Raw genomic sequence first — 15,679 nt, 5'->3', positions numbered from 1 at the left:
GACGTTTGGGTAGCATCCTTTCCCACGCCATGCAACCGCCCCGGAGCGCAACTGGGCAAAGCGACGGATCGTCATTGACGTGTCAGACAAGACCCAGGCTTCGCTGCATCGCCGCCTGGAAATGCGCCTGCAGTTTTGCCTCGGCGGCGTCGGCATTCCTTGTGCCGCAAGCCTCGAGGATGTCGAGGTGCTCCTTGAGCGTCCGGATCATGATGGGTGTCGTGATCTTCCTGTCGAGCCGCAGCAGGCGCAGATAATTGTGCATGCGCCGGTAGGTGCTGTCGATCAGGGGATTGCGCAGCGCGGCGATGACCGCGCCGTGCAACTCTCCCTCCAACGCGTCCATCTCCTCCAGCTGTTCTGCTCCAAGACCATCGCGCTCCACACGTCGAAGCAGCCTGGAATGCCGGATTTCCAAGGCATTCATAACGGCTTCATCGCCCTGTTCGGCAAAAACACGGACCGCCGCGCGCTCGACGATGGAGCGGAATTGGTAGGTGGCGCGCGTAAGCTCCAGGCCTGGCCTGACGAACTGGATGCCGGAGCGCGGGTGGATGGTCAGGATCCCTTCCGCTTCAAGGACACGCAGGGCGTCGCGAAGCGGGGCAACAGGCACGTCGACGATCGCGGACAGCTCGTTTTGCGAGATGAATGCCCCGGCCGGAACGCGCCGGTCGAACAGGCCCTCCAGGATTCGTTCATAGGCGACGTCGCTCATGCGGGCGGCCGCCACGAGGGGAGAAGAGTCAGTTTTTGCTTTGCCCGCCACTTGCGGCCCCTCCATTGGTTCGGTAGTAAGATACCATCTGATAGATCAGTTTGATATCGTAACCGATCAGAAAGCCCCTGTGATGAGCCTTTCGCATTTTCGTATAACCCGATTTCAGTTCGCTCGCGACCGGGTAATCGGGGACAGTCAGGTTCGGGCGGACGATGTCAACGTCGCTGCGCTGGAACTCGTTTCCGAAAGTGGCGAGGTGGGGCTGGGATTCATCCAGACGCTCTTCAATCCACTGCCTGATCAGCAGGAGATCGAGAGCGTTTTCGAACATGAGGTCTGGCCGACCCTGAAGGGAAACAGGGCGATCGCCCTGGTCCACCGAGTGAACCGCCCGCGCGGCGGCAATCAGCGGGCTTACTCCCTGCCCTTTCACGAGGCGGTTCAGGTAGCGCTTTGGGATCTTGCGGCGAAGGAAGCCGGCCTGCCCCTGCATGTCCTGCTTGGCAGTCGCCGCAATCGGGTGAAAGCTTATGCCAGCGGCCTCGATTTTCACCTCGACGACGATGCCTTCGTCTCGTTGTTCTCCCATGCGGCGTCGATTGGCTACTCGGCTTTCAAGATCAAGCTCGGCCACCGGGATTTCGACCGCGATCTGCGGCGCCTGGAACTGTTGAAGACCTGCGTGCCGGCCGGGTCAAAAGTCATGATCGATCCGAACGAGGCCTGGACCTCGAAGGAGGCGCTCACGAAATTGGTGGCGATCCGCGAGGCCGGTCACGAACTTCTGTGGGTCGAGGATCCGATCCTGCGTCACGACCATGAAGGGTTGAGAACACTCAGGCATGCCGTCACATGGACCCAGATCAATAGCGGCGAGTATCTGGATCTCCAGGGCAAACGGCTGCTCCTGGAAGCCCATGCGGCCGACATGCTGAATGTCCACGGCCAGGTGACGGATGTCATGCGCATCGGCTGGCTGGCTGCCGAACTCGGGATACCGGTCAGCATCGGCAACACGTTCCTGGAGGTTGGCGTGCATATGGCGGTCGCGCTTCCAGAGGTCGAATGGCTGGAATATTCATTTCAGAACTTCGATCATCTGGTGGAACAGCCCATCGAAATCCGGGACGGCTACGCCTACGCGCCCGATCGGCCAGGCCATGGATTGGTGCTGTCGGAAAAAGCGCGCGGCGAATGGACCAGGCCAAGGCGCCTGGCAAGGTCGGAGCTTGGCGCCGCGCCGGAAAATCCACGCCTTCCCGTTGAAGCAGCAGGGCAGCTGAAGTCCAGATCAGGGCCGCAGTGATCGTTCGCTCTAACTCTTTGTTTCGACGCAATTCCCCAGGGAAAGCGCTACGCGCTTTCACACTTTTCCTGAAATTGCTCTAGCCGCGTCTCAGGGTGGTCCGAACGGGGCCATTTCGAGGCAACAGAGATTTTACTTGGCTTTACGAGGCTTGGACCGGCGAGGGATTGCCAGCACGGCAGACAATCTTCAATCTTTTGAAGGCAGTAATTCAGGCAGGTATCGGAGATAGTCATACTTGCCGAGATGCTGGCACGCCGGCCAAACGGCCTGCGAGACCCTTGCCCAGATCGCCAGACGCTCTACACGAGCGTTCCGATACGCTGCCATGTGGCTTCAGCGGTTCGTTCTGCGGCCTTTCGCATGAGGTGCCTGAGGTCGGCAAAGATTGCTTGACGTGATTGAGATCGCGGCCGTAGGCGGCCGAACGTCCTTTTATCGACCGGGCAAGGTCAAATCGATCTCGGTAATGTGCCAGCGGCCGAGATTGGCGGTGTAGAGTTTGTTGCCCTTAAATGCGATATTGGTGGGGTGTGCGAGCGTCGTCGCGGCCGAATCCTCGATCAGTATCTCGAGTCCCCGGTCCTTGCGCCAGCGGTAGATCCGGCTGGGCTCATAGCATGAAATGAACAGCGAGCCATCCGGGGCGAAGGCTAGACCATCCGGGACGTTATGCACATCTTTGATAACGACCCGTCGCGGCCCAGCCGCACCGTCGGCAAGGATTGGCACGTAGCTGACACACGACGCATTGCTTTCCACCACATAGAGCCCGCTTCCCTCCGGCGCCATGGCCATGCCATTGGCGAAGGACATCGGCTCCTGACACCACAGACGGCCCTCGCCCGTTTTGAGATCGTACCGGAAGATGCCGGAACGATTGTCTTCGCCAACGCTATCCGACACGTAAAGCCAGCCTCTCGCCTCGTCGACGATAGGATAATTCGGCACGCGGATGCCGGACGACGCGAAGCGCTCCATGCGCGCGGTCGCGGCATCCCACCGAAAGATCGCGGCATATCTGAGATCGCAGACAAAACAATTTCCCAAATCGTCGAAGGCTATGCCGAGCAGAAAGCCATCCGTCCCGCCCATACGTTCGACCGAGCCGCCGTCGGCGGCCAGCCGCAGGAGGTCGCCGGTTTCGGTGCCGCACCAGATCGACCCGTCGCGGTGGACGGCCACGCCTTCCGGGTGCGCGACGCGAGGGCTGGTGAAGATGCCGTCGAAGAAAACGCGCGCGGCGGACATATCGAGCAACGGCTTTACCATGGGGCCCTCAGCTTGCGATGTACGATCTCTGTGCGGCGATGCAGCGCCCGACCATCGCGCGGTCGGCAGCGAGGATCTCGGCGATCAGCGCACCGCGTTCCTTGGCGCTGACAAATTCGAGGCGACGCAGGCCAAGCGGGTCGATGCGATTGCGCAAAACGGCGAGCGTATCGCGGGAAGGCAAGGGAACCTCCCGGCAATCGTCGTCGAAGGTCACCGCAAACCCGGTGGCATCGCGAATCTGCTGCCGCATGACGCCTGGCATGGTCTCAATGACGATCAATTCCCGGGATATCAGGTCAAGCCGGAAGACGCAGAGATCGGTGAACACCAGCGCCTGGCCGGTCCGATAGCCCATCGGCTCCCGCTCTGCCGGCGTCAGTAGCCCGCGGGCGGAACTCGCGATCTCCACCTCATCCACCAGCGACTGAACCGAATGACGAGGAATGTAGAGCAAATAGTCGCGGTGCATGTTGGCAACGTCGGCCATGCCTCCCTGCCCCGGCAGCCGAATGAGGCCGCCGCTCGGTTTGCGCAGCGCGATGGTGTTGACCTGGCCGCGCCGGTCGACCTGCGCCGCGCCGACAATCTCATGCGTGACGGCACCCGCCTGATAGTAGGTCGAATAGGTGTCGTCGCCGCCGGCATGCGTCACCGCCGTCTCGCAATCCAGGCTTTCGATCAGCGACAGGATCATCGGGCTCGGCTGAATGTCCAGATGGCCGCAACTCATTGTCGCGATGATCATGTCCGGCGCGTGCGTCGCCTTGGCCAGCCGGTAGGCGACGTTGGCTAGTGGCGACACCGCGCCCGCGCTGGCAAAGCTCTCATTATCGAGTTCGGCGGCAATGCGAGCGGCAATGATCTCGTCGACGGATGGGGTCTTTTTCTCAGGCGCGAGCGAGGGCACGGCGATGACCGTTTCGGCACGGACTTTCGCAGCGTCTTGAACGGGAGCCGGCATGCCCTCTGACGGCAGGCGCAGATTGTGCGCCAGAGGCGTTTCCCTGGCCGCGAATGCCTCCGACAATTTCTGATAATCCGTGACATAAAATGGCAGACAGGATGCCGGATAGGCGCCGCCTGGTGCCAATGCGATGGCCGAAACCTGATTGCGAGTGAGAATGCTCTGGCGCCCGTCCTGCCGCAGCGCCCCAACCGGGACGATTTCCTCGACCGTGACCAGTACCTGCCGCGCGGCACCCGCCATGGCGAAGTCCAGTGCACGCGGCCCGATGATCTGGACGTTGCCGCTTTCATCCGCGCGCTGAGCGTGGGCGACGAATGTATCGAGCCGCAGCGGCGGGATAAATCCGGTAGCGGCCCCTGAAATCGAATCGGGCCTGCAGCTCGCACCCGGTACTCGCGCCAGCATGTCGGATCCATCCGGCAGCTGGAACGGCATTGACGGCAGGTTCTGCTGCGCCGCTCGCAGGGCCTGGATCATGGCCAGGGCAGTCCAATCGCGGACCGGTAGTGCGCCGCTCTCGGCAGCCGCCCGGAACCTTGGCGGAAGGCCAAAAATGTCGAGGCTGGAAAAGCAGAGGTCTATTTCCGCTACCGCATTCGCCTCGAGCAGCAGTTCGAGCGGCAAGCCGCCGGCCCAGCAAACATAGCGCAAGTCCTTGATGCAGGACCGGGCGATCGCGCGCAGCAATGCGACCGGCAGGCGGGCAAAATGGTGGCCGCCGACCCCGAAGGAGTCACCCTGGCAGACCATCGCGGCCAGTCCCTCGACATCGGTGAAGCGTGGCCGGTTCGGCTTGACCAGGGACATTGCGGCATGATCTTTCACAGCGCGGATGCCTCGATGCGGTAGCGGGTCACAAACGGTCTTTCAGGCGAAAATTCCACCGCCGTCGCAATGCCGGATTGCGCAACGGGATTGTCGGCGAGTGCGGTCGCCGGGCCGAGCCCGAAGGGCGAGCAGATCGGCTCGATGCCGATGGCGACATGACGCCCATTCCAGGGGGCCGCCTTGCGGCCGCGATTGGAATACCAGAGCAGCAGGCTCGGGAAATGCTCCTTCTGCCAGGAGAGCGCTACCCGGTAGCCCTCCTCGTGATTGACGAGCGCTGCCATACCGTCGGCACCCTCGATCTGCAGCAACTCCTCCGTGGCGGCAGCCAGGGGTAGCCGCGAGGCATCGACCACCTTTCCTGTGCGCGATGGCACGGCTGTCAGTTCGGAAAAAGTTCTATCCGGGGCAAACAGCGCTGCGCCGGGTTCGACATCGTGCGGATAGGTGCGTCCCTCATCGAAGCCACCGAATTCCAACCCGGCGGCACCGGTCTCGAGTGGCAGCCGGAACACCGGGTGCAGGCCGATCGGCAGGCGGCAGGCACGGCGAACGACGATCTTGAATTGAATATCGATGGCCGGAACCACAGGATCGGGTGTCACCGTCCGCTCGACATATTCGACCGGGCTTGCCTGGGGATAGGTGAGCGCCAGCGACAATGATCCGCTGCCGCTGTCGCGCCAGGTCCAGTCATGGTTGGAGCTGTGGCCGTGGATTTCTTCGTCCGGCTCCGGCGGACCCATCACGCAGGCCCAGTTCTCCGGCCATCCTTCAGCAGGCACCGAATAGCCGAAGGGCACGCAAGGCCATTCGCCGCGCAATCGGCGCAGAATGCCCGGCAGCACCTCCGCACCAGGCTCGTTCGCCCATGGTGCGACATGCATTGGTGATATCTGCTGGCCATTCGCCAGCAAGAACGTAACAGGCGCCAGCATCGCGCCGAGCCGCTGGACGGTCAGCGCGCCATGCGCCCAGCCCAGCCCGCGATAGTCCTCGCCACTTTTCACGGCTCGGCCTTCTTCACCGGCGCAGCACTCCGGTCAGCGAACTCCTTGATGCGCTGCTGACCAATCTCGCCGCGGTAGAGGTCACCCAATATGCCGCGCTCCATGGCCAGACCATCAGCCAGATGGCCCGACAGGGCATGCGCGGTCAGCATCTTCAGGCCTTCTATCGCCGCGGCGGGCTCGGCGGCGATCATCTCCGCCATTTCCAACGCGCGTGGCAGCAGCCGGTCGACATCAACGATCTCGTTGACCAGGCCGGCGGCAACGAATTCGGAGGCCGGCACGATGGCGCCGGTCATCAGCAGGAGGTTGGCGCGGTTCCGGCCAAGCTTGGCGACGCTGCGCTGCGTGCCGCCACCGCCGGGGATCAGTCCGAGCTTGATCTCGGGCAGCCCGAGTTTTGCAAATTGGTTCGCGATCACGATGTCGCAGCACAGCACCAGTTCCATGCCGCCGCCCAGCGCGAAACCGTTGACCGCCGCGATCACCGGCTTGCGATTGTTCTCGATGGCCGCATACATGCGGGTTCCGGCGGCTTGGAACGTATCGAATTCAGGTCCCGTCTGTGCGGCATATTCCTTGATGTCGGCGCCGGCCATGAAGCCGCGCCCCTCACCGGTGACGACGATCGCACCAACGCCGGCATCTTCCGAGAGCGCCTCGAAGGCTTCGGTGATCTCGCCTTGCATCAGCCGGTTCATGGCGTTGAGCTGGTTGGCGCGTCGGAAGGTGACCGTCGCGACGCGGCCCGAGGTTTCGACCGTCAGTGTCTGGTAGTCGCTCATCGTCAGGCCGCGTCTACAGTCATGTCACCGGACGCTTCCAGAGCGGCAATCTCGTCCTTCGACAGGCCGAACTCGGCCAGGATTTCGCGGCCGTGCTGGCCGACGAGCGGCGCCGGGCGCTCGATGGTTGCCGGCGTCTCGCTCATCTTGACCGCCGGTGCGACCACCCGAACTTTGCCGCCGCGTGGATGATCATAACTGGTGATCATGCCCATATGCCTGACCTGCGGATCCTCAGCCGCGCGGCGGATGTCCTTCACCTCGGCGCACCAGATGTCGACCGCCAGCAGCCGTGCCAGCAGATCCTGCGTCGCGAATTTCCTCGTCTCGGCGTTGACCTTCTCGAACACCTCGTCGCGCTTGTCGAACAGGGTTTTCAGTTCGTCATAGATGGCAAGCTGGGGCGCATCGAGCACCTCGTAGAGCGTCTTGAACGGGCTCATGGCGATCGATATGTAGCCACCATCCTTCGTCTCGTAGATGCCGAACGGCGCCTGCATGCCGGGATGGCCGATGCCGGAATTGGGCCGCACGAAATCTTCGCCGAGGTTGAGCACGGCGACATATTCCTGGTTGAGATGCGCCATCAGGCCGGCCAGAAGATTGACCTCGATCTTCTGGCCCTTGCCGGTCTTCTCGCGATAGTAGAGCGCCGACAGGATGCCGTAGACCATGTTCATGGCACCGATCTGATCGGCGAGGCCGGCGCCGGCGGGAACCGGCGCCTGATCGCCGCGGCCGGTGTTGGCAATCAGCCCGGCGAGCCCCTGGATCAGCATGTCCTGGCCGGGACGCTCGACATAGGGGCCCTCCTCGCCATAGCCGGACCCAGAGCAGTAGATGATGCGCGGATTGACGGCCTTGAAATCCTCATAGCCATAACCGAGCTTGGCCAGCACGCCGGGCCGGAAATTCTGCACAACCACGTCGGCGTTCTTGGCCATCTCCATCAGGATTGCATGCACCTTGCGGCTCTTCAGGTTGAGCGCGATGGAGCGCTTGTTGCGGTTCCAGGCAAGGAAATTCGGGCTCTCCGAGCCGCCGACCCATTTGGCGAAGAAGGTCATGCCGCGGAACATGTCCCCGGCCCCGGCGCGCTCGATCTTGATGACATCGGCACCCATGTCGCCGAGCAGTTGCGTGGCGAACGGCCCTTGCAGCAGATGGCTGAAGTCGAGGATCCGGACGCCTTCGAGGGCCTTGTTCATTTCATGTCTCGTTTCGTTTTCAAAGCAGTTCGGGGACGTAGCGTGGGGCGGCGGTCAGCCCGCCGTCGACGCGCAGATCGGTGCCGGTGGTGAAGCCGGCGGCATCGGAGGCGAGGTAGACGGCGGCTTCGGCCACTTCGGATGGCTCGCCGATGCGGCCGAGCGGATGCATCTTGACCCAGGCTTTGGCGAGGTTGCTGCCGATTTCCTTGACCAGCCTGTCGTTCATCGGCGTGTTGATGGTGCCCGGCGAGATCGAATTGACACGGATGTTCATCGGTCCGAACTCGACCGCCATCTGCCTCGTCATCGCCATCACCGCGCCCTTGGCGCCGGCATAGGCGGTCCAGCCATCGAGCCCAATATGGCCCTGCGCCGAGGCCATATTGATGATCGAGCCCGACTTTTGCGCGATCATGTGCGGCAGCGCGTATTTGCAGCAGCGAAACACGCTGGTCAGGTTCACCGCGATCAGCCGGTGCCACTGCTCGTCGGTCATCTCGTGCACCGGCATGCCGCCGATGGCGACGGCGGCGTTGTTGACGAGGATGTCGAGGTGCCCGGCCTTGGTGACAGCGCTGTCGATGAGGCCTGATATGTCGGCCTCTTGCGAGACGTCGCAATGCACATAGTCAGCCTCGTAGCCGGCCGCGCGTAGCGCGACGGCGAAATCCTCGCCCGCGCCGTCGGCGATGTCACCGAGGAAGACATGCGCCCCTTCGCGCGCCATCGCCTGCGCGATCGCGTGGCCGATGCCGTCGGCGGCACCGGTGATGACAGCGGTTTTTCCCGCAAGACGAGTCATGTCAGCCTCCATTCGCGCGCCGGCGCTTTGCCTCGTCGAGGGCGACGGCGGCGATGATGATCATGCCGGTGATGACAAGCTGCCATTCCGTCGGCAGGCCAAGCCCGCGCAGGCCGTTGGACAGGAACTGCAGGATCAGCACGCCTAGCGCCATGCCCGTCAGGCTGCCGATGCCGCCGGCAAGGCTCACCCCGCCGAGCACCGTGGCGGCGACCACCTGGAATTCGAAATTGAGCCCCGCCGTGTGCTGCGCCGAGCCGACGCGTGCCGCCAGGATGATGCCGGCGACCGTGGCCAGCAACGCACTGATGATGAAGCAGATGAACTTGACGCGCCGTACATCGTAACCCGCCAGCCGCGCCACTTCCTGATTGCCGCCGACGGCATAGATCTGCCGCCCGAACGGTCGGTGCTGCATCATGTAGGCAAAGACGGCGAGCAGGACGATGGCGATGACCGCCGAATAGGGCAGGACGTTGAACAGCCGGCCATCCGACAGCGCGATGAAGCTGTCGAGACTGGCATCGTCCGGGATGGCGCGCTGGCCGGTGTAGAGATAGACGCCGCCACGCATGATGAACATCGTGCCGAGCGTCACGATCAGCGAGTTGATGCCGGCATAGGCGGTGAGATAGCCGTTCACCACGCCAATAATCAGCCCAAACAGCAGCGCGCCGCCGATGCCGAGCAGCAGCGAATTGGTATCGTTCATGATAATGATCAGCGGCAGCGCGATGGTCGCCAGCAGCGAACCGATGGAGATGTCGACCTCGCCGGAAATGAAGACGATGGCGCAACCGATGCCAGCGATCAGGGGCAGTGACGCCTGGCCAAGCACGTTGGTCAAATTGCGCACCGAAAAGAAATTGTCGACCGTCACCGAGAAGAACGCCAGCACCAGGACGAGGCAGACGAGCAGCGCCACTTCCTGCCGGGCAAAGAGCCGCGCCAGCGGGGACGGCTGGGCCTTTGTCGAAGTCGTGCTTGCAAGGCTCATCGCTTGCTCCCTTCGAAGAGGCGGGGCAGATCGCCAAATGTCATCGTCCTACCCAATCGCTGCATTGAGGATCTTCTCCTGCGTGGCTTCCTCGCGCGACATGATCACGGTCAGGCGGCCCTCGCACATCACCGCGATGCGGTCGGCGAGGCCGAGCAACTCCGGCATCTCGGACGTCATCATGATGACCGCCAGGCCTTCGCCGGCGAGGCGGTCGATCAGTGCAAAGATTTCCGACTTGGCACCGACATCGATGCCGCGTGTCGGCTCGTCGACGACGATCACCTTCAGGCCCCGCATCAGCCAACGCGCGATCAGCACCTTCTGCTGGTTGCCGCCCGACAGATTCTTCACCTGCTGGAAAAGGCTGGGGGTCTTGATGCGGAAGCGGTCGACATAGTCCTGCACCGCCCGGTGCTCCCTGGCCTTGTCGACGAACCCCAGGCGGGCGAAGGCGCCGAGCGAGGCCAGGCTGGCGTTCTGGTAGACGGGCAGTTCACCCATCAGCCCCTCGCTCTTGCGATCCTCGGTGAGCAGGCCAATGCCAAGCTTGACGCCGGTGCGCGTATCGTGTGGGGCCAGCCGGATGCCGTCGACAGCTATCGTGCCCGACGTGATCGGGTCATAACCGACGATCGCCTTGGCGAGTTCGGTGCGTCCCGCACCCATCAGGCCGAAGAAGCCGAGCACCTCGCCGGCGCGCGCCTCGAAGGACACGTCGTGCAGCTTCTTCGCCGTGCTCAGTCCTTCCACCGACAGGGCAATCTTGCTGCCGGCCGCCCCGCGCTGACGGGGAAACAGATTGTCGATACGCCGGCCGATCATGTCCTGGATCAGCGTATCGTTGGTGTGCTCGCCGATCGGCTTGGTCGAGATGTGGCGCCCGTCGCGCAGCACCGTCACCGTGTCGGCGATCTCGAACACCTCGTCGAGCTTGTGGCTGACATAGACCACCGCTATGCCGAGGGCCGCGAGCCTGCGGATAACGGTGAACAGCAGCGACACTTCATTCGGCGTCAGTGAGGATGTCGGCTCGTCCATCACCACGACCCGGGCCTCATGGGCGAGCGCGCGGGCGATCTCGACCATTTGCTGCTGGCTGACCGGCAACGATCCCGTGCGCGCCGCCGGATCGACATTGAAGCCGATGCGGTTAAACAGGGCGGCAGAATCGGCGCGGATCTTCTTCCAGTCGATCGAGCCCATTTTGCCGGTCGGATAGCCTTCGAGGAAGATGTTTTCGGCAACGGTGAATTCGGAGATCAGCGCGATCTCCTGGAACACGACCTTGATGCCTTCCTTCAAGCTGTCGCGCGGTGACTTGATGTCAACCTCGCGCCCGCGCATGCGGATGGTGCCGGCTTCCTTGCCGTAGACCCCGGCCATGATCTTGATAAGCGTCGACTTGCCGGCGCCGTTCTCGCCCATCAAGGCATGGATCTTGCCGGCCTCCAGGGTGAAGTCGACATTTTCCAGCGCCACGACACCCGGGAAGCGCTTGTCTATGCCCCGCAGTTCAAGCGCCGGCACATTTCCATCGATGGCCGCGCCTTCGCTTGGGTGGAGAAAATCAACGGACATTGGCTCTGTTCCGGATGATGTCGAGATAGGTGGCCAGGATGATGACGACGCCCGGCACCACCATCTGCAGATCCTGGTTCAAGCCGAGAATGATGATGCCGTTGTCGATCACCTTCAGCACCAGCACGCCGAGCAAGGTGCCGAACAGCGACCCACGGCCGCCGAGCAGGCTGGTGCCGCCGAGGATGACGGCGGCGATGACCGTGAGTTCGAAGCCGCGGCCGGCTGTCGGCTGCCCAGCATTCATCAACGACGACAGGATCATGCCGGCAACGCCGACGCAAAGGCCGGTGACGACAAAGGCAAACAGCTTGAGGCGCTCGGAGCGCAGGCCGGACAGGCGCACCGCCTTTTCATTGGCGCCCACCGCATAGAGGTAGCGGCCGAGCGTGGTGAAGCGCAGCGTCACATAGGCAACAACAAAGATCAGGGCCGCCAGGATGACGGGCACCGGCACCGCGCCGACATAGCCGGCGCCAAGATCGGTGAAGCTGGCCAGCTGATTGTGGTTCTGCACCGCCTCGCGCGTGAACAGGTAGACGCCACCCTGCAACATCATCATCGTGCCGATGGTGGCGATCAGCGAATTGACCCTGAGCCGGGTGACGACCAGGCCGTTGAACAGGCCGACGCCACCGGCAAAGGCGAGTGCCGCCAGCATGCCGAGTGCAAGACTGTGGGTGGAATTGAGCACCGCCATGCCGATACAGCCGACGAAGGCGAGCGACGCGCCGACCGACAAGTCGACCTCGGCGGTGATGATCAGCATGGTCATGCCCGAGGCAACGATCAGCACCAGCGCGCATTGGCGCAGGATGGCGATGATGTTGGCCTCCGAATAAAATTGCGGCGCCGCGATCGAGATGGCGATGCACAGCACCGCCAGTATGACACCCAGCACAAGCTGGCTGCTGCCCAGCAATTGGCCGCCGATAAAGCGCTTTGGCGCGGAGGCGTGTGTGAGTTCGCTCATCTCAGTCCATTCCGGGCCGATTGCCAAGGGAGCCCCTCCCGCTTTGCGGGAAGGGCGGAGGGCCGGCCTTACTTCTTCAGATCAGCCGAGGTCTTCATGCACTTCGCCGGCGGCTGCAGCGCGTTGACGGCATCCCATTTGATGGTGCGGGTCTTGCCGTCATAATCGTAATATTTCTTCCAGTCCTCGCCGTTCATGGGCGCGGTGGGGCTCACGATGTGCTCCGGCACTTCCTCGTTGTTGAAGAGCTTGACCGCGGCGTCGATTGCCGTGAAGCCTTCCTTCTCCGGGAACATCGCGGCCTCGATGCGATAGGACGGCTCGTTCTGCATGGCGTTGATGAAGGCAAGCCCTTCGCCGCCGGTGCCGACGGTGAGCAAGCCATCCTGCGACTTTCCGGCCGCCTTCCAGGCCTGCAGGCCGCCGAGCGATGACGAGTCGTTGATGCCGTAGATGATGTTGATGTCGGCGTTCTTGGCGAGTGCGGCCGAAGACACTTCGAGCGCGCGGTCCGGATTGCCACCGCCGTCAAGGTCGTGGACCATGACGGCGTCAGGGACAATGGTCTTCAGCCCGTCCATGAAGCCGTGCGAGCGCAGCACCGTGGCGGAAAGCAGGGGAAGGCCGACATTCATAACCTTGGCGACGCCACCGAGCTTCTCCTTGGCGTATTTGCCCGCCTCAACGCCGGAGAAATAGCCTGTGTCGTAGTCGCAGATGGCGACCATCGTGGTCATGCCCTTGACCGGGTTGCCCTCGAGCACCACGGGGATGTTGGCGGCCTTGGCCTGACGCAGCAGCGGCACCACGCCTTCTTCATTCACCGGGGTGATGATCAGCACGTCAACGCCCTTGGCAATGAAGTCCTCGGCCGCGGCGACCTGCTTGGATATATCGAGATTGGCGTCCTGTACCTCGACCTCGATGCCGAGCTCCTTGCCATGAGCCTTCATGCCCTTGATGACGTTCTGGTACCACTCGTGAGTGGCATAGTTGGTGACGTAGCCGATGCGCTTAGGCATGTTCTCGGCATGCGCGGCCGCGGCACTCATGGCCAGCGCAGCCGCGGATGCAAATAGGATTGACTTGGACCAGTACATGTCTCTTCTCCCAGGTTTATCGCTTTTGTTAATCGCTGAACGGGTAGTCCCGCCGTTCCGGGTCGGCACGTAACGGAGCGGTAGCTTCGCCCCAGCCAAGCGCCGCCGATATCTTCTCGGCGGCGGCTCGGGTGCGTTCGAAGACGGTTTGCCGGTCGAACCGCGCCGCCTTCTGCGGCAGCAGCGGGACGGTAAGCGCGGCGACAACGCCGCCGGTGTGATCGCGCACAGGCATGGAGATGTTGGTGCAGGCTTCGACCGCCAGGGAAGCGCGCATCTCGTAGCCGAGTTTGGCTACGTCGTTCAGCCGCGCCTCGATTTCCGCGCGCGTGCCCTGCCCTTCGCCGGCGGCCACGATGCGCTCGACAATCCGATCACGCTCGGCGCGGTTCGAATGGGCGAGCAGCACGGCACCCGAACTGGTCTCGAGGATCGGGAAATGCGATCCAAGCGCAACCGAGTAGCGCATGGGCAATGGTGAATCGATCTGCAAGACGACCAGCGCGTTCTGACCTTCGCGCACCACGAGGTGACAACTTTGGTCGGCATTGGCGGTCAGTTCGCGCATCACCGGCAGCGCGCATTCGACCAGCCGGTTCACCGGTGGATGCATGTGCGCGAGCTCGAACAGTTTAAGCGACAGTCGGAAGCGATCCGACTGGGTGCGGAAGATGTAGCCGCGTTTCTCCAGCAAAAGCAGGATACGGTAGATTTCGTGAATGGAACGCCCGAGGCCAGCCGCGATCTCGGTCTGGGTCAGCGTTTCGGCGCTGGCGGCCATGAACTCCAGGACGTCGAGCGCCTTGTCCACTGCCGGCACGCGATAGCCACTGCGGCCGCCTTCGGCTTCGTCGAGCGTTTCGGCAATACTGGCGGCCATCACGCGACGCTCCGTTCCGGTTGCCTGGTTTCGCGATAGAGGCGATTGACGTGGTCAGCGAGTTCGGCCGCCGATATGTCGCCGGTGATGGCAGCGGCGGCATGCGGTGCGCATTCGCGGAAGAAGGCGATGAAGCCGGGATGCGTCGGACGCAGGTAAGACGAGGCGATCGTCCGCAGCGTCGAACTGAAGAAATCGCCCGAGAGATTGTTGACCCCGGCGTCCATCCAGGCCGCCCGCGATCCCGGCTGCCCGCCCGACTTCACATAGTCGCCTCGCTGATATTCGGGCGAGCATAGGAACAGTGCGTAGTCGATCGCGGCCTGCTTGTTTTTCGACTGGGCGCTGACGCCGATGCCGGCACCACCGAGCAAGGCACCGGCGGAGTGGGGGGTCGGCACGTCGGAGAAGCGCAGATATGGCCCGTCGTTCTTCGCCGCGTAGTTCACATAGCCGAAGGCGAACGGCACATAGACCACGTCATCATGCGCGATCATATGGTCATAGCAGCGGATCGGGTTCCATTTGCCTGAGCTGGGATGCGACAGCGCCGCAAGCTCCCGCAATTGCCCGATGGCCTGTTCGATCGCTTCCCTGGCAATGAATTGCTCGCCGTCTTCCTGCGGATGGCCGAGCGTCAGAAGCATGCACATGGCATCCGTCGGCACCGAGGGCAGGCCGAGCCACTTGTCGTCCTTGCGCGCACGCCGGCCAAGTTCCACCACCTCATCATGCGTGCGCGGCACCGATCCGTAACGCTCGAGGAGATCCGGACGATAGGACGCGACCTGGCAGGCGGCATCGATCGGCAACGCCCACTGGCGTCCGCTCTTTTCGTAGGAACGCCAAGACGCACCGACTGAATCGCGTTCGAAGAAACGGATTTGCTCGACCGATAGATAGGCGTCGAACGGAACCATAAGCGCATCCTTCGCGATGTCGCCGATGAAAGGGTGGTCGAACACGACCAGATCGTAAGTGTCGAGCACCGGGCCAAGCGCGCCCTCACCGAATTCATAGAGGCTGCGGCGGTCCCATTCGATTTCCAGGCCGGGATTGGATGCGCAAAACGGCGCCACGCTGGCGTCGAGCGGACCCCAGCAACGTCGATGATCCCACGCAAGACCGCGCAGTCTTGTCATTTCAGGCAATTCCTCCCTGGAACCGGGCATGTCTGCCCTGCCCCGCAGTCGTAGCAGGTATTTTCACATAGACAAGTAATTTTCACATATGCAAATCAGTA

General features: G+C 62.7%; 14 protein-coding genes. 1 reads left to right on the top strand and 13 read right to left on the bottom strand.

The genetic code is table 11. The annotated features are described in order from the left end of the window. Positions 1–82: 82 nt before the first annotated feature. Positions 83–718: a GntR family transcriptional regulator gene (locus QQK95_RS05575; RefSeq protein ID WP_407660590.1), complete on the bottom strand. Its 636-nt coding sequence runs from the start codon at positions 716–718 to the stop codon at positions 83–85. 133 nt (positions 719–851) lie between these two features. Between QQK95_RS05575 and QQK95_RS05570 the strand changes: the two genes are divergently transcribed. Then, on the top strand, positions 852–2,027 hold the full coding sequence (locus QQK95_RS05570; RefSeq protein WP_284270544.1) for a mandelate racemase/muconate lactonizing enzyme family protein: 1,176 nt from the start codon (positions 852–854) through the stop codon (positions 2,025–2,027). A 435-nt stretch (positions 2,028–2,462) separates the two neighbouring features. Here the strand turns inward: QQK95_RS05570 and QQK95_RS05565 are convergent, their stop codons facing one another. From QQK95_RS05565 to QQK95_RS05510, 12 genes are all read right to left on the bottom strand, one after another. Then, positions 2,463–3,299, bottom strand: coding sequence for an SMP-30/gluconolactonase/LRE family protein (locus tag QQK95_RS05565; RefSeq protein WP_284269800.1), 837 nt, complete (start codon positions 3,297–3,299; stop codon positions 2,463–2,465). A gap of 7 nt (positions 3,300–3,306) precedes the next feature. Next, positions 3,307–5,076, bottom strand: coding sequence for a CoA-transferase (locus QQK95_RS05560; RefSeq protein ID WP_284269799.1), 1,770 nt, complete (start codon positions 5,074–5,076; stop codon positions 3,307–3,309). A 14-nt stretch (positions 5,077–5,090) separates the two neighbouring features. Next, positions 5,091–6,107: a hypothetical protein gene (locus QQK95_RS05555; protein WP_284269798.1), complete on the bottom strand. Its 1,017-nt coding sequence runs from the start codon at positions 6,105–6,107 to the stop codon at positions 5,091–5,093. Continuing rightward, on the bottom strand, positions 6,104–6,892 hold the full coding sequence (locus QQK95_RS05550) for an enoyl-CoA hydratase/isomerase family protein (protein ID WP_284269797.1): 789 nt from the start codon (positions 6,890–6,892) through the stop codon (positions 6,104–6,106). The genes QQK95_RS05555 and QQK95_RS05550 overlap by 4 nt, the downstream gene beginning before the upstream one ends. A gap of 2 nt (positions 6,893–6,894) precedes the next feature. After that, positions 6,895–8,100 (bottom strand): CaiB/BaiF CoA transferase family protein, encoded by a 1,206-nt coding sequence (locus tag QQK95_RS05545; RefSeq protein WP_284269796.1) that lies wholly within the window; start codon positions 8,098–8,100, stop codon positions 6,895–6,897. 19 nt (positions 8,101–8,119) lie between these two features. Next, complete coding sequence (locus tag QQK95_RS05540; protein ID WP_284269795.1) at positions 8,120–8,905, bottom strand: SDR family NAD(P)-dependent oxidoreductase; 786 nt, start codon at positions 8,903–8,905, stop codon at positions 8,120–8,122. A gap of 1 nt (position 8,906) precedes the next feature. Further along, positions 8,907–9,902, bottom strand: coding sequence for an ABC transporter permease (locus QQK95_RS05535; RefSeq protein WP_284269794.1), 996 nt, complete (start codon positions 9,900–9,902; stop codon positions 8,907–8,909). Between the two features lie 48 nt (positions 9,903–9,950). Next, complete coding sequence (locus QQK95_RS05530) at positions 9,951–11,483, bottom strand: sugar ABC transporter ATP-binding protein (protein WP_284269793.1); 1,533 nt, start codon at positions 11,481–11,483, stop codon at positions 9,951–9,953. Beyond that, entirely contained in the window at positions 11,473–12,456 is a 984-nt protein-coding gene (locus QQK95_RS05525; RefSeq protein WP_284269792.1) for an ABC transporter permease, read from the bottom strand. The genes QQK95_RS05530 and QQK95_RS05525 overlap by 11 nt, the downstream gene beginning before the upstream one ends. Positions 12,457–12,524: 68 nt before the next feature. Beyond that, positions 12,525–13,508 (bottom strand): sugar ABC transporter substrate-binding protein, encoded by a 984-nt coding sequence (locus QQK95_RS05520; RefSeq protein WP_284269791.1) that lies wholly within the window; start codon positions 13,506–13,508, stop codon positions 12,525–12,527. Between the two features lie 76 nt (positions 13,509–13,584). Then, on the bottom strand, positions 13,585–14,436 hold the full coding sequence (locus tag QQK95_RS05515; RefSeq protein WP_284269790.1) for an IclR family transcriptional regulator: 852 nt from the start codon (positions 14,434–14,436) through the stop codon (positions 13,585–13,587). Continuing rightward, a complete protein-coding gene (locus QQK95_RS05510; RefSeq protein WP_284269789.1) occupies positions 14,436–15,578 on the bottom strand; it encodes an ABC transporter substrate-binding protein in 1,143 nt (380 codons plus the stop codon). The genes QQK95_RS05515 and QQK95_RS05510 overlap by 1 nt, the downstream gene beginning before the upstream one ends. Positions 15,579–15,679: the final 101 nt, after the last annotated feature.

Source organism: Mesorhizobium huakuii (assembly GCF_030160235.1).
GTDB lineage: Bacteria > Pseudomonadota > Alphaproteobacteria > Rhizobiales > Rhizobiaceae > Mesorhizobium > Mesorhizobium huakuii.
The sequence above is the reverse complement of the archived record's forward strand: the minus strand, read 5'-3'. Positions and strand labels throughout refer to the sequence as shown.

Bases quoted from the DNA above. Each gene is read 5' to 3' on its own strand.
- QQK95_RS05575 (WP_407660590.1), bottom strand. From the start codon at position 718: ATGAGCGACGTCGCCTATGAACGAATCCTGGAGGGCCTGTTCGACCGG.
- QQK95_RS05570 (WP_284270544.1), top strand. From the start codon at position 852: ATGAGCCTTTCGCATTTTCGTATAACCCGATTTCAGTTCGCTCGCGAC.
- QQK95_RS05565 (WP_284269800.1), bottom strand. From the start codon at position 3,299: ATGGTAAAGCCGTTGCTCGATATGTCCGCCGCGCGCGTTTTCTTCGAC.
- QQK95_RS05560 (WP_284269799.1), bottom strand. From the start codon at position 5,076: ATGTCCCTGGTCAAGCCGAACCGGCCACGCTTCACCGATGTCGAGGGA.
- QQK95_RS05550 (WP_284269797.1), bottom strand. From the start codon at position 6,892: ATGAGCGACTACCAGACACTGACGGTCGAAACCTCGGGCCGCGTCGCG.
- QQK95_RS05545 (WP_284269796.1), bottom strand. From the start codon at position 8,100: ATGAACAAGGCCCTCGAAGGCGTCCGGATCCTCGACTTCAGCCATCTG.
- QQK95_RS05540 (WP_284269795.1), bottom strand. From the start codon at position 8,905: ATGACTCGTCTTGCGGGAAAAACCGCTGTCATCACCGGTGCCGCCGAC.
- QQK95_RS05535 (WP_284269794.1), bottom strand. From the start codon at position 9,902: ATGAGCCTTGCAAGCACGACTTCGACAAAGGCCCAGCCGTCCCCGCTG.
- QQK95_RS05530 (WP_284269793.1), bottom strand. From the start codon at position 11,483: ATGTCCGTTGATTTTCTCCACCCAAGCGAAGGCGCGGCCATCGATGGA.
- QQK95_RS05525 (WP_284269792.1), bottom strand. From the start codon at position 12,456: ATGAGCGAACTCACACACGCCTCCGCGCCAAAGCGCTTTATCGGCGGC.
- QQK95_RS05520 (WP_284269791.1), bottom strand. From the start codon at position 13,508: ATGAGTGCCGCGGCCGCGCATGCCGAGAACATGCCTAAGCGCATCGGC.
- QQK95_RS05515 (WP_284269790.1), bottom strand. From the start codon at position 14,436: ATGGCCGCCAGTATTGCCGAAACGCTCGACGAAGCCGAAGGCGGCCGC.
- QQK95_RS05510 (WP_284269789.1), bottom strand. From the start codon at position 15,578: ATGACAAGACTGCGCGGTCTTGCGTGGGATCATCGACGTTGCTGGGGT.